Consider the following 25003-nt stretch of genomic DNA (forward strand, 5'->3'; position numbering starts at 1 on the left):
TTACGCTTCAGTGGTCTTGCCATAAGCTGCTGCATCGAGCAGGCCGTCGATCGCGCTGGCGTCGGCCGGCTTGATCTTGAACAACCAGGCGGCGTAGGCGTCGGTGTTGATCGATTCCGGTGCGCTGGCCACGTCTTCGTTGACGGCGATGACTTCACCCGACACCGGCGCGTAGATGTCGCTGGCCGCCTTGACCGATTCCACCACGGCGGCGTCGTCGCCGGCGGCGTAGCTCTTGCCGACCTTTGGCAGCTCGACAAAGACGATATCGCCCAGCGCGTCCTGCGCGTACTCGGTGATGCCGACGGTGACGGTGCCGTCCGACTCAGCGCGTACCCATTCGTGGGATTCGGTGTACTTCAGGTCAGCAGGAATATTCATGTAAGGCTCCAGAGGGGTAGGGTCGGGGTCGGGGTACTAAACGGGGTGCGAACGCAGATACTAAATCAATTAAGCGGCAAGGATTTTACCGTTGCGGACGAAAGGCAGCTTGACCACCGAGGCGGCCAGCTTCTTGTCGCGGATCTCGACGTGCACGGTGTCGCCGACGGCCACGCCGTTGGGCACGCGCGCCAAGGCGATCGCCTGCTGCATGGTCGGGCTGAAGGTGCCGCTGGTGATCTCGCCGACGGCGTCGGTGCCGGCCACGATCACCTTTTGGTGGGCGCGCAGCACGCCGCCTTTTTCGCGCAGGATCAAGCCGACGAACTGGGCGTTCTGGCCCATCGCTTGCAGCGCTGCCTTGCCGATGAAGTCGCGCTCGGACACCAGGTCGATGGTCCAGGCCAGGCCGGCGTCGAGCGGGTTGACGGTTTCGTCCATGTCCTGGCCGTAGAGGTTCATGCCGGCTTCCAGGCGCAGCGTGTCGCGCGCGCCCAAGCCGGCCGGCTTGACGCCGGCGGCGGTCAGCGCATTCCACAGCTTCTCGGCCTGGTCGGCGGCGACGCCGATCTCGAAGCCGTCTTCGCCGGTGTAGCCGGTGCGGGCGATCATCGCCTCGCCAAAGGCGGCGCTGTGCGCGAAGGCGACGTTAAATGGTTTCATCTCGGCGGTGCCGGCCTTCGATTCGGGTATCACTTCCCACACCTTGGCACGGGCGTTCGGGCCCTGCACGGCGATCAGCGCCATGGCATTATCGCCATCCCTGCGCTGGGTGATCGTCACGCCGCTGTTGGTGGCGGAGTTCTGCGCCTGCATCCACGCCACGTCTTTTTCAGCGGTGCCGGCGTTGACGACCAGGCGGAACCAGCTTTCGTCGATGAAGTAGACGATCAGGTCGTCGATGACGAAGCCTTGCGGGTTCAGCATGCACGAGTACAGCGCCTTGCCCGACACCTGCAGCTTGTCGACGTTGTTGGCCAGCAGGCCGCGCAGGAAGGCGCGCACGTTGGCGCCCTTGAGGTCGACCACGCACATGTGGGCGACGTCGAACATGCCGACGTCGGTGCGCACGGCGTTGTGTTCTTCGATCTGCGATCCGTAGTTGACGGGCATGTCCCAACCGCCGAAATCGACCATCTTGGCGCCGGCGGCACGGTGTGCGTTATTGAGTGGGGTGGCTTTGAGCGTCATAATTCCTCGGTCCATATCGAAAAGGGGTTAACAGAACATACAAGGAACGGCTAAAAAGCTGTTTCCACAATGATCGCAGACCCCTCTGTCCTTGGTACCTGAGAGATTACGGGACGAGCCGACCGCTGTCGGACCCCATTCCCGTGCGCCCCTTCGGTGGGTCGCCGGCGTGTGCCGCGACCGCTCTCCAGAGTTGGACCAGTTGGCATCCCGCCGTGATAATGGTATCCACGTCGGCCGCGCCGGTCCCTTGATCGGTCCTTTTGCCTGAGAGTTTTTGGGTAGTGCCCCTTCGGCGGCCGCGTTGGCGTTTCCGCCCGCAACCCTCTCCCGATCAAGACTCGGGAATATATGTCAGAAGGGCCTGAATGTCAATCTTGGGGCCAGGGGCGAATCTGAGGCGCGCACGAATGGAGAACAATAAAAACGCCGTATAAACAACTATTTGCTAGAATAAATGACACTTATTCGAGAGCCCACACATGAGCCAAGATCCAAATTCCTACGAGGGCCACGCGTGGTTCACTTTGTCCGGCGACGTCAACAGTGACATGGTGCGTCGTGTCTTCGACGCCGTTGCCGATATGACCGAGGACCGCATCACCACCGCCCACATCCTGATCCAGTCCAATGGTGGCTATGTCAGCGACGGCATCTGCCTGTACAACTACCTGAGCAAGTTGCCGATTAAAATCATCACCTACAACGCCGGCGCCGTGGCGTCGATCGCGGTGATCCTGTTCCTGTCCGGCGAGGAGCGTTATGCCAGCGACACGGCACGTTTCATGGTGCACAAGTCGCATGCCAGCGCGCCGCACGGCGCCCGGCCGGATGCGCTGCGCATCATCGTCGAAGGCTTGCAGGCCGACGACGCGCGCACCGAGCAGATCCTGCGCGAACACGTACAACTGTCCGAAGAGCATTGGCGCACGCACGCCTATTCCGACCTGCACCTGACTGCTGCCGAGGGGGTGGCGGTGGGGATGGTCAACGCGGTCAAGGATTTCGTGCCGCCGCGCGGACAGCGCGTGGCCAATATCTGACCGCCCGCTGAAAGGCGAGCGGCGCCATGAAGGCGCCGCCGATGCCGCTATCGGGTGCAGCCCGATCAGCGGTTTTTGTTGCCGGACTGCTTGTTGCCGTCGTTTTTGTGGCTCTGGCGGCCGGCTTCAACATGTTGCTCGTGGGTGCCGCCCTGGTTGCCGGAGCGCGAACCGCCCGACGAACCTTTGTCGCCCGATTGCTTGCTGCTGCCCTGGTTGCCGCCTTGCTTGCTGCTGCCGCCTTTTTGATTCGAGTTCATTTTAATTCCTTTGCGAAAGTGAAAGAACGTACTCGCCAAAAAAGCGCCGTGCTGATCGGATCACTGCTGGGCAGCGCGCGCATTTCTGGTGCAGCAATGATGCGTTTTCGTTCAGGCACTTGCTATCGGAACGCGTCTTGGCGGGCTGTAGGACCATGCCTCGCACTTGGCATTAAAACTCTTCCCATTCGACCTCATTGCTGAGCTTGCCGGAGGCTTTGCCCAGCCCGCTTGTGGTGCTTGTGCGCGCGCTCGCGCCGGCCTTGGCACGCGCGGCGGTGCCCGCCTTGGCGTTGGCGGCGGGACTGCTGGCGGGGGCGGTGTTGGCGCTTGGTCGACGCGGCGTGGTAGGGCGCTTTTCCGGCGACGGCAATGCTGGCGGGGTCCGCTCACGGAGGTCGGCGGCGCTTGCGCTGGCGGGCGGCGCTTCGTCGCGGTTCGCGCTATCGGCCGCGCCTGTTCTGCCGACGGCGCCGGACGGCAGCGCCCGGGCGTCCCGGTAACCGCCGTCGTGCATGGCAAACGCGCCGATCGCCTCGTTCAGCTTGCCCGTTTCATCGCGCATCGACGATGCGGCCGCCGCCGCCTGCTCGACCAGCGCGGCGTTCTGCTGGGTCGCCTGATCCATCGCCGCGATCGCCTGGTTGACCTGCTCCAGCCCGGCGGTCTGCTCGGCGCTGGCGTCGGCGATCTCTCCGATCAGCCCGGTAACCCGCTGGACGCTGCCCACCACCTCGTCCATCGTCAGGCGCGCCTGGTCGGCCAGTTGGGTGCCGCGCACGACCTTGTCGACCGAATCGTCGATCAGGCTTTTGATCTCCTTGGCGGCCGCCGCGCTGCGCTGGGCCAGGTTGCGCACCTCGGAGGCGACCACCGCGAAGCCACGGCCTTGCTCGCCGGCGCGGGCCGCTTCGACCGCCGCGTTCAGGGCCAGGATGTTGGTCTGGAAAGCAATGCCGTCGATGACGTCGATGATTTCCGCGATCTTCTTCGAGCTGTCGTTGATCGACGCCATCGTACCGACCACCTGATCGACATCGTTGCCGCCGCGTACCGCGACCGCCGATGCGGAGACGGCCAGCTTATTGGCCTGTACCGCGTGCTCGGCGTTTTGCTTGACGGTGGCCGTCAGCTGTTCCATCGACGAGGCGGTTTCCTCCAGCGACGCGGCCTGTTGCTCGGTGCGACTCGACAGGTCCAGATTGCCGTCGGCGATCTCGGCCGAGGCCTGGCCGATCGCCCGCGCGCCGCTTTGAACCTGGGCGATCATCGTCATCAAACTGTCGTTCATGTGCTGCATCGCTTGCAGCAGCTTGCCGGTTTCATTGATCGAGCGGACCTCGATGCGGGTGCTCAGGTCGCCATCGGCAATGCGCTGCGCCACCAGCATCACCTGCTGCAACGGTGTCGAGATCGAACGCGCCAGCCACATCGCCAGCAGCACGCCGAAGCCGATCGCCGTGCCCAGCATGGCCAGCGTGCCGACACGGGCGACGGCATAGGTCTGGTCGGCGCCGCGCGCGGCCTGCTGGCTGCCTGCCATGTTACTGGACAGCAATTTGTCCAGTTGGCCGTTCGTGGCGTCGAACGCCGGCAGCGAAGAGCCCTTGAGCACCGCGACCGCCTCGTCCTTCTTGCCTTCGTTGGCCAAGGCCATCATTTTGCGGTGCTCGGCCAGATAGGCGGACGCCATGCGTTGTAATTCGACTGCTTCCGCCTTGATATTGGCGTCGTTCACGGTTCTGCCGAGCCGATCCGCATTGTCATGGAAGGTCGACAAAGCGACCGTCAGTTTTTGCTCGGAACCTTCGATGCTGCCCTTGTCGCTGACGACGACGTGCTCCAGCTTGCGTAGTTCCTGCAAATCGTTTTTGAGCGATAGCACGGCCATGGTCTGCGGCAGCCAGCTGCCAGACAATTGCGTTGACGCGTCGTTGATGGCGCCCATGCGCGTGAGCGAACCCAGGCCGAGCAGCGCGGTCAGGATCAGCACGGTGGCAAACGCGATCGACAGCTTGCTGGAAGTTTCCAGGTTGTGCAGGAATTTCATAGGTGTCCTTGGTGGAGGCGTGCAACGGCGGAGCGGGGCGGGCTGACCAGATAATGATGGTAAGCAAAGTCCACACTCGTTCATTGCGCCTCGTCAAGGCACCTGTTGGAATCGGGAAAGCGGGGGAATAATTACTTCACGGTCAGCAGCGCGCCACCCATGCCGATGAACAACGCGCCTGTGGTGCGCTTGGTAAAGCGCGAGCGGGCCGCGCTCTGGCGTACCCGGCGCTTCATCCACGACGCGCACGCCACATAGAAGAAGTGCGACAGCAGGGTGCAAGCGGTGAAGGTCGACGTCAGCAGCAGGAAGCGCATCGGGTCGATGTGGTCCGGCGGCATGAATTGCGGGAACACGGCGGTGAAGAACAGGATCGCCTTGGGATTGCTGACCGCCACCAGCAGCCCCGAGCGGAAAGTGCTCCAGCGGCTGGCCTGCGCGAGCGGCATCGACGCCGCGCTGTCGTCGACCGGCGCCGGGGCCTTCGACGCCTGGCGCCAGGTTTTGATGCCCAGATAGATCAGATAGGCCGCACCGGCCACCTTGAGCGCGCCAAACGCCAGCGCCGATGTCTTGAGCACGAGCCCAAGGCCGGCCACAGCGGTGGTGGCGACGATAAATACGCCCAGCGCATTGCCCAGGGAGCTATACAATGCGCGTCCCGCGCCTTGGGTGGTGGCCGTCGAAATGGCCATTAATACACCCGGTCCCGGGCTGAAGGCGGCAGCGAGGGAGACGGAAAGAAACAGCAGCCAGGTCGAGAGTGTCATAAAGCGTGTCCGATCAAACAACAGTGAGCAGGAGCAACAGTATGCCACGGGTCGTCGGAGGCTGCTGACGGGGCGTTTCCTCTGCCTCCGGCACGCTCTTTGCATGCTTATCTTTTGGCATAGAAGAGTTGGTGCGCAGCAATTGTTCGGTCAAGTACTGCTGGGTGTGTTTTAATGATGGTGCAGTGCAAAAAATTGAAAGGCGGTGATTGGATGATGTGGTGGCATGCTCTAAGCGTAGCGGGTAGTTTGGCGATAACAGGACCGATAGGCATTGCGATCGGCGTTTGGCTACTTGCGGGCAAGTCCTGGCGGCTGTCGTGGATGTGGGCGCTGTTGTTCGGTATCGGCATGGCGCTGGTGGTCGTGACCAAGATGGCTTTCGTTGGCTGGGGTATCGGCGTCGAGTCGGTCGAGTTCGCAGGCTTTAGCGGCCATGCGATGCGTTCCGCAGCGGTGTATCCGGTGGCCGCCTTCCTCGCTTTTCGGAGCTCCAGCAGCCGCGCCAAGTACGCGGCAACCGCCGCCGGTGTCGTCTTCGCCATCCTGATCTCCATCTCGCGCGTGCCGGTGCTGGCACACTCGGTCTCGGAATCGGTCACCGGCAGCATTCTGGGGTTGGTGATCGCCGGCATCTTCATTCGTTACGCCAGCACCGAGCGTCATTGGGCGCTTAGCCGCATGCTGGTCGTGCTGTGCCTGCCGATCGTGCTGATCGCTCCGCGCGTCGAGCCAGTGCCCGCCGAGCAATGGATCACCCAGGCCGCGTTGTCAATCTCCGGCCGCGACCAGCCTTATACCCGCGCCATGTGGGCCCAGTCCAAACATCGCGGACACGAGTAGGGCATAGCCTGGCCGTGGCGCATGCAGACCTGCTTTACACCCTTATTTAATGCGCTAAATGGTATTATTGTGATCTTTTACAGCCCATAGCCCAGATAATCACGTGCGTCTATCTTCCATTAAATTGTCGGGATTCAAGTCTTTCGTTGATCCCACCAATTTCCAGGTGCCGGGCCAGCTGGTTGGCGTGGTGGGACCGAATGGTTGCGGCAAGTCGAATATCATCGATGCCGTGCGTTGGGTGCTGGGTGAATCGAAGGCGTCGGAGCTGCGCGGCGAATCGATGCAGGACGTTATCTTCAACGGCTCGACCCACCGCAAGCCGGCCGGCCGGGCGTCCGTCGAACTGGTCTTCGACAACAATGACGGCAAGGCCGCCGGCCAGTGGGGCCAGTATGCGGAGATCGCCGTCAAGCGCACCTTGACGCGCGACGGCACTTCGACCTACTACATCAACGGCCAGCCGGTACGCCGGCGCGACATCCAGGACATCTTCCTCGGCACCGGTCTCGGTCCGCGCGCCTACGCGATTATCGGCCAGGGCATGATCAGCCGTATCATCGAATCGCGCCCCGAGGAACTGCGCGTGTTCCTGGAGGAGGCGGCGGGCGTGTCCAAGTACAAGGAACGCCGCCGGGAAACCGAAAACCGCCTGCACGACACACGCGAAAACCTGCTGCGCGTGGAAGACATCCTGCGCGAGCTCAATTCGAACCTGGAAAAGCTGGAAGGGCAGGCCGCCGTCGCGACCAAGTTCCACCAGCTGCAGTCGGACCAGGAAGAGAAGCAAAAGCTGCTTTGGCTGTTGCGTAAGATCGAGGCGGAAAACGAGCAGAAAAAATACTTCCGCGAGGTGGAACAGGCGCAGAACGATCTGGAGGAACAGACCGCGAAGCTGCGCAACGTCGAACTGACCCTGGAGCACATGCGCCAGGCACACTTCGCCGCCGGCGACCGCCTGCACACGGCGCAGGGCAGCCTGTATCAGACCAACGCCGAAATCGGCAGCCTGGAAGCGCAGATCAAGTTCGTTATCGAATCGCGCGGGCGCCTGCAATCGCAGTTGGCCGCGCTGACCGCGCAGCGCGACCAGTGGCAACATCAGGCCACCGAGTACAGTGGCCAGATCGAGGAGGCCGAATTCACGCTAGAAGAGTTGTCGGCCAGGGTCGAGCAATCGCAGATGATGGCCGAGCAAAAAGGCGAGTCGCTGCCGATGCTGGAGCAGCAATGGCGCGAGGCGCAGACCAAGAGCACCGAATCGCGCGCCCGCATCATGCAGGCGCAGCAGCAGCTTGAGTTGGAGTCGGCGCACCAGCGCAACGCCAACAACATCCTTAACGGCCTGGCCGTGCGGCGCGAGCGCCTGCAGCAGGAAAAGAGTGGCTTGAGTTTGCCCGACAGCGCGCATCTGACCAATATGCGCATGCAGCTGGAGGAAAAGCAGCAGGCGCTGGAAGAGCAAAGCTTCCTGTTGGAGGAGGCGCTGGAGCAGCAGCCGCGCCTTGAGGAAGAACGCCAGGCCGCGCAGCAGCAGGTCAACACCGAGACCGCCGCCAACGCCCAGCTGGAAGCGCGCCTGAACGCGCTGCGCCAATTGCAGGAGCGCGTGCAAACCCAGGGCAAGGTGACGCCATGGCTGCAAAAGCACGAGCTGGATTCCTTGCCGCGCCTGTGGCAAAAACTGCATATCGAATCTGGCTGGGAGACGGCGCTGGAATCGGTGCTGCGCGAGCGCACCTCGGCGCTGCAAATGTCGAACATCGAATGGGCGAAGGCCTTCTTCGGCGACGCGCCGCCGGCCAAGCTGGCGCTGTTCGCGCCATCGACGGCGGTGCCGCCGGCGCCGCTGGAAGCGGCGGGCCTGAAGCCGCTCCTGAATCTGCTGAAGCTCAACGACCCGTCGCTGCGTGGGTTACTGCAGGATTGGCTGCACAATGCCTACCACGCCGAGGATGCGGCCGAGGCCTTCGCCGAACGCGCCAAACTGCCCGCCGGCGGCTACTTCGTCACCCGCCAGGGTCACGTCGTCACGCAGAACAGCGTGCGTTTCTACGCCGCCGATTCGGAGCAGGACGGCATGCTGGGGCGGCAGCAGGAAATCGAGAACATCACCAAGCAGTTGCGCGCGCAGCAGATGCTGGCCGACGAGGCGCGCGCCCGTTCGGTGCGCGCGGAGGCGGCGCTATCGGAACACACGCGCCGCCTGACCGAGTACCGCGCCAAGCTGCAAAGCCTGCAGCAGTCGGTGCATACCTTGCAGCTCGACGTCGTCAAATTGTCCGAGATCGAGGCGCGCTTCAATCAGCGCAGCAACCAGATCGAAACCGACCTGGCCGAAATCGCCGCGCAGGAAGAAGAACAGACCCAGATCAAGATGGAGTCCGAGGAAAAGTTCGAGCAGCTCGATATGGAGCTCGGCAACCTGCAGGGCGACCACGAGGACGGCCAGACGGTCTTCCTGGAAAAGGAGCAGCGCCTGGCCGACGCCCGCGAAGCCTTGCGCGATCTGGAGCGCGCCGCGCAGGAGGCGCAGTTCGCCGAGAAATCCCAGCGCAACAAGATCGAGGAATTGCGCCGTTCGATCGCCACCGCGACCGCGCAGGTGGCCCAGGTGACGCAAAGCCTGGAAGCGGGCCAGCATGAACTGGCGACGATGGAATCCGGCTCTGCCAACGACGGCCTGCAAGACCTGCTGGACCGCCGCACCGACCAGGAGAAGGCGCTGTCGGACGCTCGTCATGAACTCGACCAGATCACGCAGCAACTGCGCCAGTTCGAGGAAGGGCGCATGTCGACCGAGCGCGCGCTGCAACCGCAACGCGACAGAATCATGGAAATGCAGCTCAAGGAGCAGGCCGCGCGCCTGAACCAGGAGCAGTTCGCCGCGCAGCTGGCCGAAGTGCATGCCGACGAGGCGGCGCTGGCCGAGAAGCTGCATCCGGATATGAAAGCTTCGTATCTGCAGGGCGAGGTGACGCGCCTGACCAATGCGATCTCGCTGCTGGGCGCTGTCAATCTGGCGGCGCTGGACGAGCTGGCGACGGCGTCCGAGCGCAAGAACTTCCTCGATTCGCAAAACGCCGACTTGAACGAGGCGATCAACACGCTGGAAGACGCCATCGCGCGCATCGACAAGGAAACGCGCGATCTGCTGCAAGACACCTTCGATCGCGTCAACGGACACTTCTCGGAGCTGTTCCCGATCCTGTTCGGCGGGGGGCAGGCCAAGTTGATCATGACCGGCGATGAAATCCTCGACTCCGGCGTGCAGGTCATGGCGCAGCCGCCGGGCAAAAAGAACGCCACCATCCACCTGCTGTCCGGCGGCGAAAAAGCGCTGACGGCGACCGCGCTGGTGTTCTCGATGTTCCGGCTCAACCCGGCGCCGTTCTGCCTGCTCGACGAGGTCGACGCGCCGCTGGACGACGCCAATACCGAACGATTCTGCCGGATGGTCAAACGCATGTCCGACCATACCCAATTCCTCTTCATCTCGCACAATAAGATTGCGATGGAGATGGCCAATCAACTAATCGGTGTGACGATGCAGGAGCAGGGCGTATCGCGCATCGTGGCGGTGGATATGCAATCCGCCGCCAATTTCGCTTCAGAGGCACAAGCAGCATGACAGACCTTCAAATGAGTTTGATCGGGATCGCCGGCGTATTCGTCGCCGGTGTATTCACTTACAACAAAATCCAGGAATACAAGGCCAAGAAGAGCGTCGAACGCGCCTTCGGGACCGATCACGACGATGTGCTGATGCGCACCGGCGAGACGCCGGCCGCGCGCCAGGAGCCGCGTCCCGAACCGCGCATCGAACCGCGCGTCGATCCGGTGGGCGGACCGCGTCAGGAGCCGAGCTTCTCGCTGGACGCCGACACCAGCGCGCCGGTCGTGGCGGGTGGCGAAGCTTCCGCCGCTGCGTCGTCGCTGGGTGCTGTCGCCGGCGAATTCACCAGCGATGCCATCGATCGGTCGTCGTCGAACGAGGCCGCCGAAGCGGCGCTGATCGCGCGCGCCAACGCCGCCTCGGCAGCCGCCGCCGAACAGGCCACCGCGCTGGTCGATCCGTTGATCGATTGCCTGCTGCCGCTGGCGCTGGAAGGCGCGGCGCGCGGCGACAAGCTGCTGCCGGTGCTGCAAACCCTGCGCATGGTCGGCAACAAGCCGGTGCACTACATCGGCCTGGCCGTCAGCGGCGACTGGGAACCGATCGTCCATGGCGGCGTGTACACCAAGCTGCAAGGCGGCGTGCAACTGGCCAGCCGCAGCACCGCTCTGAATGAGCTGGAATACTCGGAACTGGTCACGCGCCTGCGCGCGATGGCCGACGAAATCGGCGCCGAGCCGGAAATCCCGGACATGATCGAAGTGATGGCCGAGGCGCGCAATCTGCACCGCTTCGTCGCCGGCCACGACGCGCAGCTGGGCGTCAACCTGCAATCGAACGGTGCGCCGTGGGCGATTTCGACGCTGATCGGCGCGCTGGAAAAGCAGGGCTTCGACGTGCGTCCGGATGGCCGCTTCGTCATGCCCGACGGTGACGGCGGTTTCCTGTTCTCGCTGTCGACCAACGTCACGCTGGCCGAGGAAACCACCTCGCGCCTTACTTTGCTGCTGGACGTGCCATGCGTGGCGCCGGCGCGCGACGGCTTCGGCGCCATGGTCGCCTGCGCCAAGTCGCTGATGGGTCGCCTGGACGGCACCATCGTCGACGACTACAACCAGCCGTTGACCGATGCCGCGCTGGGCGAGATCGCCACGCAGGTACAGGACTTTTACACCGAGATGAACGAGGCCGACATCCCGGCCGGTTCCACCCGCGCACTGCGTTTGTTTAGCTGATTCTGGAAGTAGCAATGACTGAAGTGGATTACAAGGCGCGGATCGAATCGCTGAGCGCTGAGCTGAACCGGCACCTGCACGCCTATCATGTGGAGGACGCGCCCACCATACCGGACGCGGAGTACGACAAGCTGTTTATGGAATTGCAGGCGCTGGAGCTGGAGCATCCGGAGCTGGCGCTTCCCGACTCGCCGACCCAACGAGTGGGCGCGGCGCCGCTGCCGCAGTTCGACCAGGTCACGCACTCGGTGCCGATGCTGTCGTTGAATAACGGCTTCGCCGACGAGGATGTCGAAAACTTCGACCGCCGCGTGCGCGAGGGCCTGGACGCCGCCGGCGCCGTCGAATACGCGGCCGAGGTGAAATACGACGGCCTGGCCATCAACCTGCGCTACGAAAACGGCCTGCTGGTGCAAGCGGCCACGCGTGGCGACGGCTACACCGGCGAGGATGTGACGGCCAATATCCGCACCATCCGCAGCATTCCGCTACGCCTCAAGACACCGAATCCGCCCGCCATCCTCGATGTGCGCGGCGAAGTGCTGATGTTCAAAGCCGATTTCGACGCCATGAATGCACGCCAGCGCGAGGCCGGCCAGAAGGAGTTCGTCAATCCGCGCAACGCGGCGGCGGGCAGCTTGCGCCAGCTCGATTCGCGCATCACTTCCGCGCGCAAGCTCAGTTTCTTCTGCTACGGCGTCGGCCTGCTCGATGGCGCCGAGATGCCGCAGTCGCATTCCGCTTTGCTGGACTGGTACCGCACGCTCGGCCTGCCGGTGGCCAAGGAGGGCAAGGTGGTGCGCGGCTACGAAGGACTGATGGCGTACTACAAACAGATCGGAGAAGCCCGTCCGACCATGCCGTACGAAATCGACGGCGTGGTCTACAAGGCCAATCTGCTGCAGGATCAGCGCACGTTGGGCTTTGTCTCGCGCGCGCCGCGTTTTGCGCTGGCCCACAAGTTCCCGGCCGAGGAGGCGCTGACCACCGTGCAGGCGATCGAGGTGCAGGTCGGCCGCACCGGCGCGATCACGCCGGTGGCGCGTCTGGCATCGGTATTCGTCGGCGGCGTCAACGTCACCAACGCCACTTTGCATAACGAGGACGAAGTGCGCCGCAAGGACGTGCGGGTCGGCGACACGGTGATCGTGCGCCGCGCCGGCGACGTCATCCCGGAAGTGCTGGCGGTGGTGCTGGAGCGGCGTCCGACCCCGGAACCGGCGATCTACGAGCTGCCGAAAACCTGCCCGGTGTGCGGTTCGCACGTTGTGCGCGAAGAGGGCGAGGCGATCGCCCGCTGCTCCGGCGGTTTGTTCTGCTCCGCGCAGCGCAAGGAGGCGATCCGCCACTTCGCCGGCCGCAAGATGATGGACATCGAGGGGCTGGGCGACCGCTACATCGACAGCCTGGTCGAATGGGGCAAGGTGCAGCGCGTGGCCGACCTGTATTCGCTCAAACTCGATGACCTGCTGGAGATGAAGCGGCTGGCCGACGAGCGCGATGGCACCACGCCGGAGACTGTCGCCAAGGGCAAGGTCGCCACCAAGTGGGCCGACAATCTGCTGGAGGCCATCGCCGCCAGCAAGAACCCGCCGCTGGAACGCTTGCTGTTCGCGCTCGGCATCCGCCACGTCGGCGAATCGACCGCCAAAACGCTGGCCGAGTGGCTGGGGCGCTTCGACCTGATACGCCGTGTGCCGGCGGCGCTGTTGCGCGTGCTGCCCGATATCGGCGGCACGGTGGCGTTGTCGATCGCCGAATTCTTCGCCGAGCCGAAAAACCAGGAAGCCATCGACGCTCTGCTGGCCGCCGGCGTGACGCCGAAAGGCGAGCATCCGCCCAGCGCCAAGCTGCGCGAGAAGCTCGACACTGTCAAGCTGATGGCGGCACTGGCGATCCCGAAACTGACCGAACCGCGCAGCAAGCAGCTGGTCGATCAGGGCATGAATTTGAAGGCGATGGCCAACCTGCCGCTCTTCACCGTGTTCGGGCTGCCGGCCGCCGTTGGCGACGCCCTGACCGAGTGGATGGCGGCGCCGGGACACCGTGAACTGGTCGCGTCGCTGCACCAGCTGCGCGAGGACCTGCTGGCGCAACTGCCGGAGGAAGCGGCCGAAGGTCCGTTGACCGGCAAGACGTTTGTGCTGACCGGGACGCTGCCGAATCTGAGCCGCGACGAGGCTGCCGCGATGATCGAAGCGCAGGGCGGCAAGGTCTCCGGTTCGGTGTCGAAGAAGACCCACTACCTCGTGGCGGGCGCCGATGCCGGCAGCAAGCTGGCCAAGGCCCAGGAGCTGGAAGTGACCATCCTCGACGAGGCGGGCCTGCAGGAACTGCTGGCGAAATAACTGAAAAAGGTGGCGAGATGACCGTACGTGAAATCCTCAAAATGGGCGACCCGCGCCTGCTGCGCGTGGCCGAACCGGTGACCGAATTCGACACGCCGGAGATGAAGCAGCTGATCGCCGACATGTTCGACACCATGCACGCGGCTAATGGCGCCGGGCTGGCGGCGCCTCAGATCGGCGTCAACCTGCAGCTGGTGATCTACGGCTTCAAGCAAAATCCGCGTTACCCGGACGCGCCGCAGGTGCCTGAAACGGTGTTGATCAATCCCGTCCTGACGCCGCTGTCGGACGAAAAGGAAGAGGGCTTCGAAGGCTGCCTGTCCGTGCCCGGCCTGCGCGGCAGCGTGCCGCGTTGGACCAAACTGCGCTACGAAGGCGTCGACCAGTTCAACCAGCCGATCTCGCGCGAAGTGGACGGCTTCCACGCGCGCGTGGTGCAGCACGAAGTCGACCATCTGCTGGGCGTGCTGTACCCGATGCGCATCACCGACTTTTCGAAGTTCGGCTTCACCGACGTAATGTTCCCCGACCTCGATCCAAACGACGACGATTGACCGTGGTTTGCCCGGCGTCGCCGCCGCGACGACCGTTAGATGGCGTACGCGAGCGTGGCGCGGCATCGTCTATGATATGAAACTGGATCATCATTCAAATAACTATAAAGCCAATGCCACAATTCACGTTCCAACAAAAAGTGTTCCTGTTCCTGCTGGCGGTGGTCACCATCGCCTTCGGCTGGATACTCGCGCCGTACGGCGGCGCCATCTTCTGGGGTGTCGTGCTGGCGATCCTGTTCGCGCCGATCTACCGCTGGCTGTTGCAACGGACGCGTAACAAGGCCACCCTGGCGTCGATGCTGACGCTGCTATTGATCATCGTAATCGTTATCTTACCGCTCACGCTGATCTCGATCTCGATCGTCAACCAGGCCGCGTCCGTCGTCGAGCTGGTGCGCTCCGGCGAGATTACGGTGGGGATGTTCTTCAACAAGATCATGGCCGCGCTGCCGAACTGGCTGATCTCGCTGCTCGACCGCTTCCATTTGACCAGCCTTGCGTATCTGCAAGAAAAACTCAGCGCAGCCGCGTCGCAAGTCAGCCAGGAAGTGGCCAAGCGGGCTATCAATGCCGGGCTGTATACGTTCGATTTCCTGACCAGCCTGTGTATTTTGCTGTACCTGCTGTTCTTCCTTTTGCGCGATGGCGACAAGCTCTCCCGGCGCATCAAGGAAGCCGTGCCGTTGAGCCCGAAGTACAAGCAGCGCCTGTTCCTGAACTTCACCACCGTGATCCGTGCCACCGTCAAAGGCAATATCCTGGTGGCCATCGCCCAGGGCGCGCTCGGCGGCTTGATTTTCTGGTTCCTGGATGTGCGCGCGCCGGTGCTGTGGGGGGTGCTGATGGCTTTCCTGTCGCTGCTGCCGGCGATCGGCGCGGCCATCGTCTGGGCGCCGGTAGCGATCTATTTCCTGGCGACGGGCGCGGTCTGGCAGGGCGTCACCCTGGCGGCGTTCGGCGTGTTCGTCATCGGCCTGGTCGACAATTTTTTGCGTCCGGTGCTGGTCGGCCAGGACACCAAAATGCCCGATTACGTGGTGTTGCTGTCCACCGTGGGCGGCATGGCTTTGTTTGGCTTGAACGGCTTCGTCATCGGCCCTGTGATCGCGGCGCTGTTCATCGCCGCGTGGGATTTGTTCGCGAACGCCAGCGAGTTTCATACCGAGTAGGGCGACCGCAAGAGAGCGCGTCAAATGGATAAACATCCCGCCACGCCCGACGGCCGCTACTTCATCGTCGCGGGCCGCCTCTGGCGTCTGAGCAATCCCAACCTTGCGCCGGAAGAGCGCCGGCGGCTGGTCGATTGTCTGATGCAGGCGCGCAGGCAGGTCGGGGCGGCGAAGAAGGCCGGCGACGCCGAAGCCGAACGCCGCGCGCGCGCCATCGTCGACGAGACCAAACGTGGCCTGGGTGAACGTGGCCCGGTATGGTGGACCGATGGAGTGCCCGATTTCAACCGGCGCGCTATCGGCAATACCCCTTATGCGGACTGGTACGCGCAAATCACCGCCCAGGTGTGACGATCAGCCTTCCGCACCCAGCAGGTCGCGGGCATTCAGCAGCGCGTAGATAATCTCTGGATGCTGGCCGAAGCAACGGCGTATTGCAGCGGGGATGTTTTCGCGGGTGCGCCGGCACAGGCCGGGCTGCTCGGCCAGCTTGATTTGCAAGCCCATGACGGTGCGCACGCCGTTCGCGCTGGGCGTGATCGTCAGGCGGATGCCCAACAGTTCCTGCATGCGTTGCTCGATGCGGCCCAGCGCCTCGTAGCTGTCGATCGCTTCGATACGGGCAATGAGTGCTTTTTCCTCTTCGCGCGTGAGCCGCAGCACGCGAATGTCGGTCGCGCCGTCGCGTTCCCACGCATCCAGCAATTCGCCGTGCCCGCATTCGCAGGCGCCGGGTGGGCACTCTTTGCGGATGGGAAATGGCAGGGCAGTGGGCATGGGCGCTCTCGCAATAAACGGAGTTAGATTCTACTCCGAAGGGCGGTGTCACGCGAACCCTGTGCTACCTCATGTGTGGCCGATATGTTAATATTTTCCTCGGGTCAATTACCGATTTTCCTATCCGCTAGATACCCGCACAACTGCTTGCATCGTTCCTGTCTTGCGCTGCCCCCGCAGCTGCAGCGGCCGATTGGCATCCGTTTCATTGGTATATGGCCAGCATCGGCGGCGGTCCCGTCGAACGGGCGGCGATGCTGCTGCCGGCCAAAGTCGGCGTACTGGGATTGCGCCCGTTCGGCGACCGCGTGATCACCCTCGACCATCTGTCGGGCCGCTGGAGCCTGTCCGGCGCGGCGGCAAAGCCGTCTTCAACCGGCCTGTAGCCGCTGCTGCAACAGTGCAAGCACGGCCGCTTCCTCGGGGCGCAGCTCGTGCAGGTCTTCCTTCAGCTCTTCCCTGGCGCGCTGGCGCAGCGCGGTCAGCATCGTGCCGTCGAGATAGGACTCGATCACCGCCGGATGCACATAGCATTTGCGGCAAATAGTGGGTGTGTTGCCGAGTTTCTTGGACACCGATTCGATCGCCTGCACGATGTTCTTCTTGGCTTGCGCCTCGGAGTCGTACTTTTCATATTCCAGCAGCGCCACCGCCGCCAGCACGGTGCCCGACCAGGTGCGGAAGTCCTTGGCGGTGTAGTCCTCGCCGGCGATCGATTGCAGATACTCGTTGACGTCGGCCGAGCCCACCGTGTGTGGATTGCCATCGTCGTCGATGTACTGGAACAGCTCCTGGCCCGGCAAGTCCAGCGTGCGGCGGATGGTGTTGGCCAGGCGCCGGTCCTGCACCTGCACAGTATGGTTGACGCCGCTCTTGCCCCGGAAGCGGAACTCGACCTTGCTGCCGTCGAGGCGCACGTGGCGGTCGCGCAGCGTGGTCAGGCCGAACGATTTGTTCTCTCGGGCGTATTCCTCGTTCCCGATCCGCATCATCGTCGCCTCGAGCAGGTAGACGATGGTGGCGAGCACCTTTTCGCGCGGCAGGCCGGGCAGCTTGAGCGCGGCGTCGACGGCCTTGCGGATGGCCGGCAGCGCCTGGCCGAACTTGAGCATGCGCTCGTATTTCGATTCGTCGCGCAGCGAGCGCCAGCGCGGATGGTAGCGGTACTGCTTGCGGCCGCGCGCGTCGCGCCCGGTCGCCTGCAGGTGGCCCAGCGGCTGCTTGCAGATCCAGACGTCGGTCCAGGCGGGCGGGATCACGAGCGATTTGATGCGCGCGAGCGTGTCGGCGTCCTTGACCGGGTGGCCGTCGCCGTCGACATAGTAAAAAGTCTTGCCGCGCTTGCGGCGGGCGATGCCCGGCTGGTGGTCGTGCACGTAGCGCAGGCCGGCGGATTTGGCCGCTGCGGGTGCATCGGCCGCGCCGCCGGGGGCCGCCGGTAGGTCATCACGCTTCATCGCCATCCTCTTTGAGTATCATAGGAAACGATGCTAACCCTAAGCAACGCGGCCGGATGTGCGTGAGCACACGCTCCGAACCGGTCCGGTGCTCTGCGTCGTGTCAATTGCGCAAAGCCACCGGCGCCATGGTGAAGATGCCAATGTTGCAGGTCGCCCTCTGTTACGCTCGCGGTTGCTCGCTCAGCCGCCTGAGCGTACGATGATTGATACGAACGCGTTCGGGATCACTGAACCAGCCCCATTTGTTGAAGTAGCGCAGCGCCGACACGGTGTGATGCCAGAACATGCGCGGCTGGCGGTATGAGCTTCTGGCGTAGTCGTGCACGATCTGCAGGTACGGAAAGTACATGGTGCGCGCCACCTTGCCGATCCGCCGGCTCAGGTCGACATCCTCGAAGTACAGGAAAAACCGCTCGTCGAACAGGCCGACCCGGCGCACGACGTCGGCGCGCATCAGCAGAAAGCAGCCCGACAACACCGGGACCTCCATCGGATGGTCGTAGCCGCTGTGGTGCAGCTCGTACAGCGCCTGGCGACCGCTGCTGCGATGCAGCCTAGGCAGCAAGCGCCGCAATAGCATGTCCGCCGGGTTCGGCAGAAGCTTGCACAGCGGTTGCAGGCGCCCGTCCGGATAGTGTACGCGCGGCGACAACAGGCCGACATCGGGATGGCGCTCCATGAACGCCAGCATCGCGGCGAGGTCGCCGGCGGCGATGTAGATGTCCGGATTGAGCACGAAGTGGTAGGCGCTGCCGCGCGCCAGCGCTTCTCCGATGGCGTGGTTGTGCCCGCCGCCATAGCCGGGGTTGTGCGGCAGGTGGCAGTACTGCGCGCCGTGGCGCCGCGCCACCGGCGCCAACGCCGGGTGCGCAGAATTGTCGACCACATACGGCCGGATCGACGGCAGGCTCGCGGTGACGCTGGCGAGCATCCGGTCCAGCAGTTGCGGCGGGTTGTCATAGCAAACCACCGAACAACTGGCCGGGGGCGGGCGACGTGTCATTTTTTCGGCCCGCGCAGGTGGAAGAAGGCCATGTGCGTGAACCAGGCGTCGTCCGAGCCGTGGCAATTCGGGTGCGTTTCCGGCAGCAGCCTGGCGCGGCCGTCGGCGCGGTGGTCGGGACGGCCGATCGACAGGTCGTGGAACCAGACGTCGACCTCGTGGAACCAGCGGCCGAAGTCGGCCCGCACCGCGTCCAGGTCGGCGCTGCCGAAGGCGGCGTCGCACATGCTGTTGGTGCCCACGGCGTCCCAGCGGTTGTCGAACCATCCCGCTTGCAGGCGGTCGCGGTGGTGGATGTCGACCAGGTAGGCGTCGTTGACCGGCGGCGGCACAGTGCGGCAGAACGGATAGTAGCGCGAGAACATGAACTGCAAGGTCGCGCAGCCGTCCGGCCGCAGGATGCGCACCAGGTCGTGCAGGATCAGCGAGCGCGTCTGGTGCACACAGATGTGGTGCAGCGAGATAGTGCAAAAGCCGAAGTGGTAGGCGTTGGACGGCGCGCCGCCGCAGTCGGTGCCGGACGACAGGTAAATCTGCGCGCCGGGCGTGCGGCGGCGCGCCGCGTCAACCATTTTTTGGGAAATGTCGGCCCCGTCGCACTGGCCCAGCAGCGGCGCCATGCGGCGTATCATGCGGCCCTCGCCGCAGCCGATGTCGAAGCCGCGCGCGCGCGCCGGATCGGCCAGCACCGGCTTGCGCAAGTCGCCATATAAATGCAGCAAATGTGTCTCGTACGGGAAGTTCTGGTGGAAGTCGTAGTTGCCGACGATTTCCTCGGTCTGGTGCGGCATGTCGTCGTAGAACGCCTTTTGCATGCTGGCGTAGCGCAGGATCTCTTGTTGCCGTATTTCGTTGCCCATGATGTGCTCCCGTGTGCGGCGGCGCGGCCTGTTACGGTAAGAGTCGCGCGGCGCGCCAGGGTTGCGCCAATCCGGCGCATGCTTGCGCCAGATCAGCCGTTGTGCGTTTAGCAGGGCGCACAATCGCCGCATGTTTGCATTCATCCATCCCGCTTTGCACGCCACCGGCCGCCGCGTGCTGACCAGTCCGGCCCTGCGCGACCTGCGCGAGGCCGCCGCGCTGCTGCCCGTGATCGCCTATCTTGCCGCCGGCGACCTGCGCTCGCGCTATCGGCGCAGCGTGCTCGGGCCGCTTTGGATGACTTTGGGCACGGCCGCCGGCACTGTCGGGCTGGGGCTGGTCTGGAGCGAACTGTTGCGCATGGAGCGCGCGGTGTTCGTGCCGGCGCTGACCGCCGGACTGATCATGTGGCAGCTGCTCAGCGGCTGCCTGGCCGAGGCCACCACCACCTTTGCCCGCCAGGGCGCCATCGTGCGCAACGTCAACCTCCCGCTGGCCATGCATCCGATCCAGATGCTGGCGCGGCACCTGATCAACTTCGCCCACAACCTGCCGGTGCTGTTGGCGGTGGTGCTGTGGTTCGGCGTGCCGGTCAACCGCTACTGTCTGCTAGTGCTGCCGTGTTTCGTGCTGCTGGCGGCCAATTTGTTCTGGATGACGCTGCTGTTCAGCATTCTCGGCGCGCGTTTCCGCGATCTGGAATACATGGTGGCCGCCGCGCTGCCGGTGCTGATGTTCCTCAGTCCGGTGTTCTACCGGCCCAGCTATCTGCCGTTCAATGGCGAATACCTGTGGTGGAATCCGTTCAGCCACTTAATCGAGTTGATGCGTCATCCGCTGCTGGGCACGGCGCCGCCCGGTTTCGTGGTCGCCGTCAACCTGCTGCTGTGCGCCGGCGGCATGCTGCTGACATGCTGGCTGTTCAATGTCAAACGCGACCGCATCGCGTATTGGGTGTAGGGCGCAATGGCGCGGCTGCTGTTCGACGCGGTGACGGTGCAGTATCCCGTCTACGACCAGCGCGCCACGTCGCTGCGGCGCGAGCTGCTGCGCCTGTCCACCGGCGGGCGCTTCGAGCGCGCCGCCTCCGGCGTGCAGGTGGTGACGGCGCTGCGCGACGCCTCGTTCGTGCTCGAACATGGCGACGCGGTCGGCCTGATCGGCCACAACGGCGCCGGCAAGAGCACCTTGCTGCGCACCATGGCCGGGGTCTACCGGCCGGTGGCCGGGCGCATCGAAAGCGAAGGGCGGGTGGCCACGGTGCTGGAGCTGGGCGCCGGCATGGATCGCGAACTGAGCGGATACGAAAACATCTTCCGCATGGGCTTGCTGCTGGGCCTGACGCGAGACGAGATCCGCGACGGCCTGCCCGACATCGAAACGTTCACGCAACTGGGCCACTTCCTCGACCTGCCGGTGCGCACCTACTCGGCCGGCATGATGACGCGGCTGATGTTTGCCGTGGCCACCGCCAGCCGCCCCGACATCCTGCTGCTCGACGAGGTGTTCGGCGCCGGCGACGCCGAGTTCCAGGTGCAGGCGGCGCGCCGCATGGAGGCGCTGATCGCCTCGGTAGGCATCTTCGTGTTCGCCTCGCACGACGCCGCTGCCGTCAAGCGCCACTGCCGGCGCTTCCTGCGCCTCGAACATGGCCTGCTGCGCGAGGTCGGCGCCGACGCGCTTTGACATCGCCAACGCCGCCGCATCCCATCCGCACGATAGAGGCAGATCAAACAAGCGTCTGATCGCGGGACTATGCTTGTCGGATGAAAAGACTGATTATCGACCTCGATGGCACGCTTGCGTTGCCGGTGGCGGCCACGCCTGCCGCGGCCAACGATTATGCCCACGCCGTGCCGGACGTGGCGCTGCTGGCGCGGCTGCGCCAGTATCGTGCGGACGGCTACCAGATCGTCATCCACACCAGCCGCAACATGCGCACCTACGAGGGCAATATCGGCATGATCAACGTGCATACGCTGCCGCTGATCCTCGCATGGCTGACGCGACACGACGTGCCGTTCGATGAGGTCCATGTCGGCAAGCCGTGGTGCGGCCTGCAGGGCTTCTATGTCGACGACCGCGCGGTACGGCCTTCCGAGTTCGCGCGCTGCACGGTGGCCGAGATCGACGCGCTGCTGTCGGCGGAAAGGGCGGGGCGCTAACATGCTGGTGATACTCTCGGGCGCGTATGTCGACAGCGAACTGGTGGCCGAGTTCGGCAAAGTGCCCCCAGCTTTTCTACCGGTGGGCAACCGCCGGTTGTACGCCCACCAGCTGGCGCGCAGCAGCGGCCAGGGACCCGTGTACCTGACCCTGCCCGGCGGCTTCGCGCTCGACGAGGGCGATCAGCGCGACCTGGCGCGCAGCGCGGTGCGGCTGTACCGCAGCGGCGCCGGCCTGCCGCTCGGGGCCGCGCTGCACGACTTTCTGGCCGACACTGACGTGCGCGGCCAGCTTGACGTGCTGTACGGCGACACGTTGATCAGCGACGCGCCGCCCGAGGGCAGTGACTGGCTGGCGGTGGGCCGCACCGACACGCATTACAACTGGCGCGAGGAGGCGCCCCGGCGCGGCCAGCCCGGCGGCGTGTGGAGCGGCATGTTCTCGTTCTCGGACGCGCGCCTGCTGCGCCAGCGGCTGCGCGAGCTGGGCGACTTCATTGCCGCCGTCGACAGCTATGGCGAGCTCGTGGGCGGCATGCGCCACCACGCAGTGGCGCGCTGGCTCGACTTCGGCCACGTCCATACCTTTTTCGATTCGCGCCGCCAGGTCACCACGGAGCGCCATTTCAATCATCTGGAGGTTGGCGACGGTGTGGTGGCGAAGTCCAGCGACGATGGCGACAAGATGCGCGCGGAGGCCGCCTGGTTCGAGCAGGCGCCGATGCCGGTCAAACCCTTCCTGGCGCCGTACATGGGCCGCTTCGACGGGCCGCCGTGCGGCTACGCCGTCGAGTACCTGCACCTGGCCACGTTGAGCGAGCTGTTTGTCTTCGGCCGGCTGCCCGAACCGGTGTGGCGGCGCATTTTCGCCGCCTGCGACCATTATCTGCGGCGAGCCGGCGACTTGCCGCCCGGTCCGCCATTGGAAGCCGGGCACGCTCGCGATCTGTATCTGGACAAGACGCTGCGCCGGCTCGACGAATACGCCGCGCAAAGCGGCTGCGACCTCGACCTCGGCTGGCGATTCAACGGCCGCGCCACACCATCGCTGCGCGCCATGGCGAGCGAGGCGGCGGCCGCGCTGATGGCGGCGCCGTCGACGCCGTCGTTCATCCACGGCGACTTGTGCTTCAGCAACATCCTGTTCGACTTCCGCGCCGGCAGCGTCAAGCTCATCGACCCGCGCGGCACCGACGCGCAATGCCGGCCCAGCGTGCACGGCGACCGTCGCTACGAGATCGGCAAGCTGGCGCACTCGGTGCTGGGTCTGTACGACCACATCGTGGCGGGCTACTTCGAGCTGGCGATCGACGGCCAGGCGCTGCGGCTGCGCTTGCTGGCAGAGCACAGCATGCCGCTCCAACGGCAGTTTCTGGCCACCCCGTTCGCCGGCCGCCGTCCGGCAGAGTGGGATTGCTACCCGCTGATGGTGACACTGTTCCTGTCGATGTTGCCGCTGCACGCGGACAACCCCTTGCGTCAACAAGCGCTGATGGCCAATGGCATCAGGCTTTATCTGGAATGGAGGCAACATGATCATCCTGCCGATGGCGGGGCGCAGCCGCCGCTTTTATGAGGCCGGCTACAACCGGCCCAAGTACGAGCTGCCGCTGGGCGGGCAGTCGCTGTTTGCCGCCTGTGCGCGTTCATTCGAACACTATTTCGACAGCGAGCGCTTCCTGTTCGTGTGCCGCGACGACGCCGATGCGGTCGGTTTCGTCAACGCCGAATGCGCCCGCCTGGGCATCGCCGATCACCGGGTGGTGCGGCTGCGACGCGAAACCGCCGGTCAGGCCGAAACGGTGCTGCTGGGCTTGCAGGACAGCGGCTGTGGCGCCAACGAGTCGCTGTTGATCTTTAATATCGACACGATACGGCCGCGCTACCGCTTCCCGGCGCAGGCCGAGGCCGCCGACGGCTACCTCGAGGTTTTTCGCGGGCAGGGCACGCACTGGTCGTTTGTGCAACCATCGGCCGCGTTCGGCGCGCGGGTGGCGCAGACCAGTGAAAAAAAACGCATTTCGCCGCTGTGCAGCACCGGTTTGTATTATTTCGCGCGGGCCATCGACTTTGCCGAGGTGTGCGGCAAGGCGGTGCGGCACGCCGACGACTACCGCGAACGCTGGGGCGAGCTGTACGTCGCCCCGCTGTATAACGCCATGCTGGCCCAGGGCCGGCGCGTGGTGTACCACGAGATCGGACGCGAGCTGGTGCACTTTGCCGGCACGCCCGACGAATACCGTGCGCTGCTGGCCGAGCGGCCATGATGGGCATGATCTACATATCGCTCCCGGTCCACACGCAGCCGGCGGTCATCGCCGCGCAATTGCACAACTTCGCCGCCTTTCTGCCGCAGGCGATGGTGGTGTTGCACGTCTCGGCCGAGGCCCGTTTCAGCTTGACCGAGCTGCGCGCGGCGCTACGCCGCGCTGGCTGCCGCAACGTGGTGCTGAACCCGACGCGCGGCTCGACCGGCTGGGGCCGCATCCTGGAGGCGCACCTGGCCAATGTCGCCTTGATTCGCACCCTTCGTGATGCCAGCCGTGTCTGTCTGCACGCGTCCAACGATATGCTGGTGCGGCCGGGCTTGTCGGCCTGGCTGGCGCGGTCGGGCAATCTGTTCCACCAGCGGCCGATCGCGCCCGGCAGCTACTGGCGTTTTGCCGACGCCGCATTGGCCGATCCGGCACTGCGCGCGCTGCGCCGGCGGCTGGGCGGCGCCCCGCTCAATGGTTCGCAGGTCGAGGGCGCCAGCTACCAGGCCGACTGGCTGTTCGAAATCGCCGCCGTGCTGGCCGGGGCGCTCGGCCAGCGTCCGCCGCGTCCTTATCCGCGCGAGGAGGTCTGGTTGTCGACAGTGGCCGAGGCACTGGGCGCGCCGCGTACGGGGACGCCGTATGTGTTTTCCGAGATTCACCGGTTCGACCGCGTGCACTGGCGCTGGCGCCAAAGGCTGGCGCCTTTGATCGAGGGCGGTGGGGCAGCGCGGGCGTTCCTGCGGCGCGTGCTTGAACACCTGCTGATACGCAGCGGCTTCCACCGCATCGACCGCCGCTGGGTAGACCGCGTGGCCCAGGACCGCAGCGAGCTGTTGGCACCCTATGAATGGCTGTCCGACGGCAATAATATGTGGCGTGTGCATGAGCCGCACGGTTTGTTCGGGGTCAAGCGCGTGCCGCGCCGGGTCAATGCGCCGTTGCGTTCGTATATCGATGCGCTGGCGGCCGCCCACGGCGGCGCGCGGCCGCCAACACCGCCGCTGACGGGGTAAAAG

General features: G+C 64.6%; 24 protein-coding genes and 2 riboswitches. Of the genes, 15 read left to right on the forward strand and 9 right to left on the reverse strand.

The genetic code is table 11. From position 1 onward, the window contains the following. Together gcvH and gcvT are read right to left on the reverse strand one after the other, a co-directional pair. Positions 1–381 (reverse strand): glycine cleavage system protein GcvH, encoded by a 381-nt coding sequence (gene gcvH / locus ACZ0BA_RS05745; protein ID WP_463450366.1) that lies wholly within the window; start codon positions 379–381, stop codon positions 1–3. Positions 382–450: 69 nt separating this feature from the next. Then, positions 451–1572: a glycine cleavage system aminomethyltransferase GcvT gene (gene gcvT / locus ACZ0BA_RS05750; RefSeq protein ID WP_463450367.1), complete on the reverse strand. Its 1122-nt coding sequence runs from the start codon at positions 1570–1572 to the stop codon at positions 451–453. Positions 1573–1647: 75 nt separating this feature from the next. After that, positions 1648–1773: riboswitch (glycine riboswitch) on the reverse strand. A 44-nt stretch (positions 1774–1817) separates the two neighbouring features. Then, a riboswitch (glycine riboswitch) is annotated at positions 1818–1915 on the reverse strand. 139 nt (positions 1916–2054) lie between these two features. Here gcvT and ACZ0BA_RS05755 point away from each other — a divergent pair. Next, complete coding sequence (locus ACZ0BA_RS05755) at positions 2055–2615, forward strand: ATP-dependent Clp protease proteolytic subunit (RefSeq protein ID WP_463450368.1); 561 nt, start codon at positions 2055–2057, stop codon at positions 2613–2615. Positions 2616–2680: 65 nt separating this feature from the next. On the opposite strand, the gene ACZ0BA_RS05760 is transcribed toward ACZ0BA_RS05755, so the two are convergent. The 3 genes from ACZ0BA_RS05760 to ACZ0BA_RS05770 all read right to left on the reverse strand — a co-directional run bounded on the left by ACZ0BA_RS05760 (position 2681) and on the right by ACZ0BA_RS05770 (position 5695). Next, positions 2681–2875: a hypothetical protein gene (locus ACZ0BA_RS05760; RefSeq protein ID WP_463450369.1), complete on the reverse strand. Its 195-nt coding sequence runs from the start codon at positions 2873–2875 to the stop codon at positions 2681–2683. 172 nt (positions 2876–3047) lie between these two features. Further along, entirely contained in the window at positions 3048–4925 is a 1878-nt protein-coding gene (locus ACZ0BA_RS05765) for a methyl-accepting chemotaxis protein (protein ID WP_463450370.1), read from the reverse strand. A 131-nt stretch (positions 4926–5056) separates the two neighbouring features. Further along, positions 5057–5695, reverse strand: a complete 639-nt coding sequence (locus ACZ0BA_RS05770) for a LysE family translocator (RefSeq protein ID WP_463450371.1) — start codon at positions 5693–5695, stop codon at positions 5057–5059. A 324-nt stretch (positions 5696–6019) separates the two neighbouring features. Here ACZ0BA_RS05770 and ACZ0BA_RS05775 point away from each other — a divergent pair, with 324 nt between their 5' ends. The 7 genes from ACZ0BA_RS05775 to ACZ0BA_RS05805 all read left to right on the forward strand — a co-directional run bounded on the left by ACZ0BA_RS05775 (position 6020) and on the right by ACZ0BA_RS05805 (position 15814). Further along, the gene (locus ACZ0BA_RS05775; protein WP_463450372.1) at positions 6020–6538 is read left to right on the forward strand and encodes a phosphatase PAP2 family protein; all 519 of its coding nucleotides are present in this window, start codon (positions 6020–6022) and stop codon (positions 6536–6538) included. A 103-nt stretch (positions 6539–6641) separates the two neighbouring features. After that, positions 6642–10169, forward strand: coding sequence for a chromosome segregation protein SMC (gene smc, locus ACZ0BA_RS05780; protein ID WP_463450373.1), 3528 nt, complete (start codon positions 6642–6644; stop codon positions 10167–10169). Beyond that, complete coding sequence (locus tag ACZ0BA_RS05785; protein ID WP_463450374.1) at positions 10166–11389, forward strand: cell division protein ZipA C-terminal FtsZ-binding domain-containing protein; 1224 nt, start codon at positions 10166–10168, stop codon at positions 11387–11389. The genes smc and ACZ0BA_RS05785 overlap by 4 nt, the downstream gene beginning before the upstream one ends. Positions 11390–11403: 14 nt before the next feature. After that, positions 11404–13737 (forward strand): NAD-dependent DNA ligase LigA, encoded by a 2334-nt coding sequence (gene ligA, locus ACZ0BA_RS05790; RefSeq protein ID WP_463450375.1) that lies wholly within the window; start codon positions 11404–11406, stop codon positions 13735–13737. A 17-nt stretch (positions 13738–13754) separates the two neighbouring features. Next, the gene (gene def / locus ACZ0BA_RS05795) at positions 13755–14291 is read left to right on the forward strand and encodes a peptide deformylase (protein ID WP_463450376.1); all 537 of its coding nucleotides are present in this window, start codon (positions 13755–13757) and stop codon (positions 14289–14291) included. A 113-nt stretch (positions 14292–14404) separates the two neighbouring features. Continuing rightward, positions 14405–15463 (forward strand): AI-2E family transporter, encoded by a 1059-nt coding sequence (locus ACZ0BA_RS05800; RefSeq protein ID WP_463450377.1) that lies wholly within the window; start codon positions 14405–14407, stop codon positions 15461–15463. 24 nt (positions 15464–15487) lie between these two features. Next, complete coding sequence (locus ACZ0BA_RS05805; protein ID WP_463450378.1) at positions 15488–15814, forward strand: hypothetical protein; 327 nt, start codon at positions 15488–15490, stop codon at positions 15812–15814. Positions 15815–15817: 3 nt separating this feature from the next. Here ACZ0BA_RS05805 and ACZ0BA_RS05810 read toward each other — a convergent pair whose 3' ends face one another. Then, positions 15818–16240 carry a hypothetical protein gene (locus ACZ0BA_RS05810; protein ID WP_463450379.1) on the reverse strand — a complete coding sequence of 141 codons (423 nt, stop codon included), beginning with the start codon at positions 16238–16240 and terminating at the stop codon, positions 15818–15820. A gap of 215 nt (positions 16241–16455) precedes the next feature. Between ACZ0BA_RS05810 and ACZ0BA_RS05815 the strand changes: the two genes are divergently transcribed. Beyond that, a complete protein-coding gene (locus ACZ0BA_RS05815) occupies positions 16456–16626 on the forward strand; it encodes a hypothetical protein (RefSeq protein ID WP_463450380.1) in 171 nt (56 codons plus the stop codon). Here ACZ0BA_RS05815 and ACZ0BA_RS05820 read toward each other — a convergent pair. The 3 genes from ACZ0BA_RS05820 to ACZ0BA_RS05830 all read right to left on the reverse strand — a co-directional run bounded on the left by ACZ0BA_RS05820 (position 16612) and on the right by ACZ0BA_RS05830 (position 19563). Next, the gene (locus ACZ0BA_RS05820; protein ID WP_463450381.1) at positions 16612–17697 is read right to left on the reverse strand and encodes a DNA topoisomerase IB; all 1086 of its coding nucleotides are present in this window, start codon (positions 17695–17697) and stop codon (positions 16612–16614) included. The genes ACZ0BA_RS05815 and ACZ0BA_RS05820 overlap by 15 nt on opposite strands. Before the next feature lie 163 nt (positions 17698–17860). Next, complete coding sequence (locus ACZ0BA_RS05825; protein ID WP_463450382.1) at positions 17861–18703, reverse strand: glycosyltransferase; 843 nt, start codon at positions 18701–18703, stop codon at positions 17861–17863. After that, a complete protein-coding gene (locus ACZ0BA_RS05830) occupies positions 18700–19563 on the reverse strand; it encodes a class I SAM-dependent methyltransferase (protein WP_463450383.1) in 864 nt (287 codons plus the stop codon). Before ACZ0BA_RS05830 ends, ACZ0BA_RS05825 begins: the two co-directional genes overlap by 4 nt. A gap of 130 nt (positions 19564–19693) precedes the next feature. On the opposite strand from ACZ0BA_RS05830, the gene ACZ0BA_RS05835 reads away from it, so the two are divergent. From ACZ0BA_RS05835 to ACZ0BA_RS05860, 6 genes are all read left to right on the forward strand, one after another. Next, positions 19694–20524 (forward strand): ABC transporter permease, encoded by an 831-nt coding sequence (locus ACZ0BA_RS05835; protein WP_463450384.1) that lies wholly within the window; start codon positions 19694–19696, stop codon positions 20522–20524. 6 nt (positions 20525–20530) lie between these two features. Continuing rightward, entirely contained in the window at positions 20531–21250 is a 720-nt protein-coding gene (locus ACZ0BA_RS05840) for an ABC transporter ATP-binding protein (RefSeq protein ID WP_463450385.1), read from the forward strand. A gap of 80 nt (positions 21251–21330) precedes the next feature. Continuing rightward, entirely contained in the window at positions 21331–21729 is a 399-nt protein-coding gene (locus tag ACZ0BA_RS05845) for an HAD family hydrolase (RefSeq protein WP_463450386.1), read from the forward strand. A 1-nt stretch (position 21730) separates the two neighbouring features. Then, complete coding sequence (locus ACZ0BA_RS05850; protein WP_463450387.1) at positions 21731–23305, forward strand: phosphotransferase; 1575 nt, start codon at positions 21731–21733, stop codon at positions 23303–23305. After that, positions 23262–23996: a glycosyltransferase family 2 protein gene (locus ACZ0BA_RS05855; protein WP_463450388.1), complete on the forward strand. Its 735-nt coding sequence runs from the start codon at positions 23262–23264 to the stop codon at positions 23994–23996. The genes ACZ0BA_RS05850 and ACZ0BA_RS05855 overlap by 44 nt, the downstream gene beginning before the upstream one ends. A gap of 5 nt (positions 23997–24001) precedes the next feature. Then, positions 24002–25000 carry a hypothetical protein gene (locus ACZ0BA_RS05860; protein ID WP_463450389.1) on the forward strand — a complete coding sequence of 333 codons (999 nt, stop codon included), beginning with the start codon at positions 24002–24004 and terminating at the stop codon, positions 24998–25000. The last annotated feature ends 3 nt before the right edge of the window (positions 25001–25003 follow it).

The sequence above is a fragment of the Duganella sp. AC917 genome (assembly GCF_979258245.1).

What these genes read in the sequence shown, in the direction of transcription:
- gcvH (WP_463450366.1), bottom strand. Translation starts at nt 381, where the DNA reads ATGAATATTCCTGCTGACCTGAAGTACACCGAATCCCACGAATGGGTA.
- gcvT (WP_463450367.1), bottom strand. Translation starts at nt 1,572, where the DNA reads ATGACGCTCAAAGCCACCCCACTCAATAACGCACACCGTGCCGCCGGC.
- ACZ0BA_RS05755 (WP_463450368.1), top strand. Translation starts at nt 2,055, where the DNA reads ATGAGCCAAGATCCAAATTCCTACGAGGGCCACGCGTGGTTCACTTTG.
- ACZ0BA_RS05760 (WP_463450369.1), bottom strand. Translation starts at nt 2,875, where the DNA reads ATGAACTCGAATCAAAAAGGCGGCAGCAGCAAGCAAGGCGGCAACCAG.
- ACZ0BA_RS05765 (WP_463450370.1), bottom strand. Translation starts at nt 4,925, where the DNA reads ATGAAATTCCTGCACAACCTGGAAACTTCCAGCAAGCTGTCGATCGCG.
- ACZ0BA_RS05770 (WP_463450371.1), bottom strand. Translation starts at nt 5,695, where the DNA reads ATGACACTCTCGACCTGGCTGCTGTTTCTTTCCGTCTCCCTCGCTGCC.
- ACZ0BA_RS05775 (WP_463450372.1), top strand. Translation starts at nt 6,020, where the DNA reads ATGTGGGCGCTGTTGTTCGGTATCGGCATGGCGCTGGTGGTCGTGACC.
- ACZ0BA_RS05785 (WP_463450374.1), top strand. Translation starts at nt 10,166, where the DNA reads ATGACAGACCTTCAAATGAGTTTGATCGGGATCGCCGGCGTATTCGTC.
- ligA (WP_463450375.1), top strand. Translation starts at nt 11,404, where the DNA reads ATGACTGAAGTGGATTACAAGGCGCGGATCGAATCGCTGAGCGCTGAG.
- def (WP_463450376.1), top strand. Translation starts at nt 13,755, where the DNA reads ATGACCGTACGTGAAATCCTCAAAATGGGCGACCCGCGCCTGCTGCGC.
- ACZ0BA_RS05800 (WP_463450377.1), top strand. Translation starts at nt 14,405, where the DNA reads ATGCCACAATTCACGTTCCAACAAAAAGTGTTCCTGTTCCTGCTGGCG.
- ACZ0BA_RS05805 (WP_463450378.1), top strand. Translation starts at nt 15,488, where the DNA reads ATGGATAAACATCCCGCCACGCCCGACGGCCGCTACTTCATCGTCGCG.
- ACZ0BA_RS05810 (WP_463450379.1), bottom strand. Translation starts at nt 16,240, where the DNA reads ATGCCCACTGCCCTGCCATTTCCCATCCGCAAAGAGTGCCCACCCGGC.
- ACZ0BA_RS05815 (WP_463450380.1), top strand. Translation starts at nt 16,456, where the DNA reads ATGGCCAGCATCGGCGGCGGTCCCGTCGAACGGGCGGCGATGCTGCTG.
- ACZ0BA_RS05820 (WP_463450381.1), bottom strand. Translation starts at nt 17,697, where the DNA reads ATGAAGCGTGATGACCTACCGGCGGCCCCCGGCGGCGCGGCCGATGCA.
- ACZ0BA_RS05825 (WP_463450382.1), bottom strand. Translation starts at nt 18,703, where the DNA reads ATGACACGTCGCCCGCCCCCGGCCAGTTGTTCGGTGGTTTGCTATGAC.
- ACZ0BA_RS05830 (WP_463450383.1), bottom strand. Translation starts at nt 19,563, where the DNA reads ATGGGCAACGAAATACGGCAACAAGAGATCCTGCGCTACGCCAGCATG.
- ACZ0BA_RS05835 (WP_463450384.1), top strand. Translation starts at nt 19,694, where the DNA reads ATGTTTGCATTCATCCATCCCGCTTTGCACGCCACCGGCCGCCGCGTG.
- ACZ0BA_RS05840 (WP_463450385.1), top strand. Translation starts at nt 20,531, where the DNA reads ATGGCGCGGCTGCTGTTCGACGCGGTGACGGTGCAGTATCCCGTCTAC.
- ACZ0BA_RS05845 (WP_463450386.1), top strand. Translation starts at nt 21,331, where the DNA reads ATGAAAAGACTGATTATCGACCTCGATGGCACGCTTGCGTTGCCGGTG.
- ACZ0BA_RS05850 (WP_463450387.1), top strand. Translation starts at nt 21,731, where the DNA reads ATGCTGGTGATACTCTCGGGCGCGTATGTCGACAGCGAACTGGTGGCC.
- ACZ0BA_RS05855 (WP_463450388.1), top strand. Translation starts at nt 23,262, where the DNA reads ATGATCATCCTGCCGATGGCGGGGCGCAGCCGCCGCTTTTATGAGGCC.
- ACZ0BA_RS05860 (WP_463450389.1), top strand. Translation starts at nt 24,002, where the DNA reads ATGATCTACATATCGCTCCCGGTCCACACGCAGCCGGCGGTCATCGCC.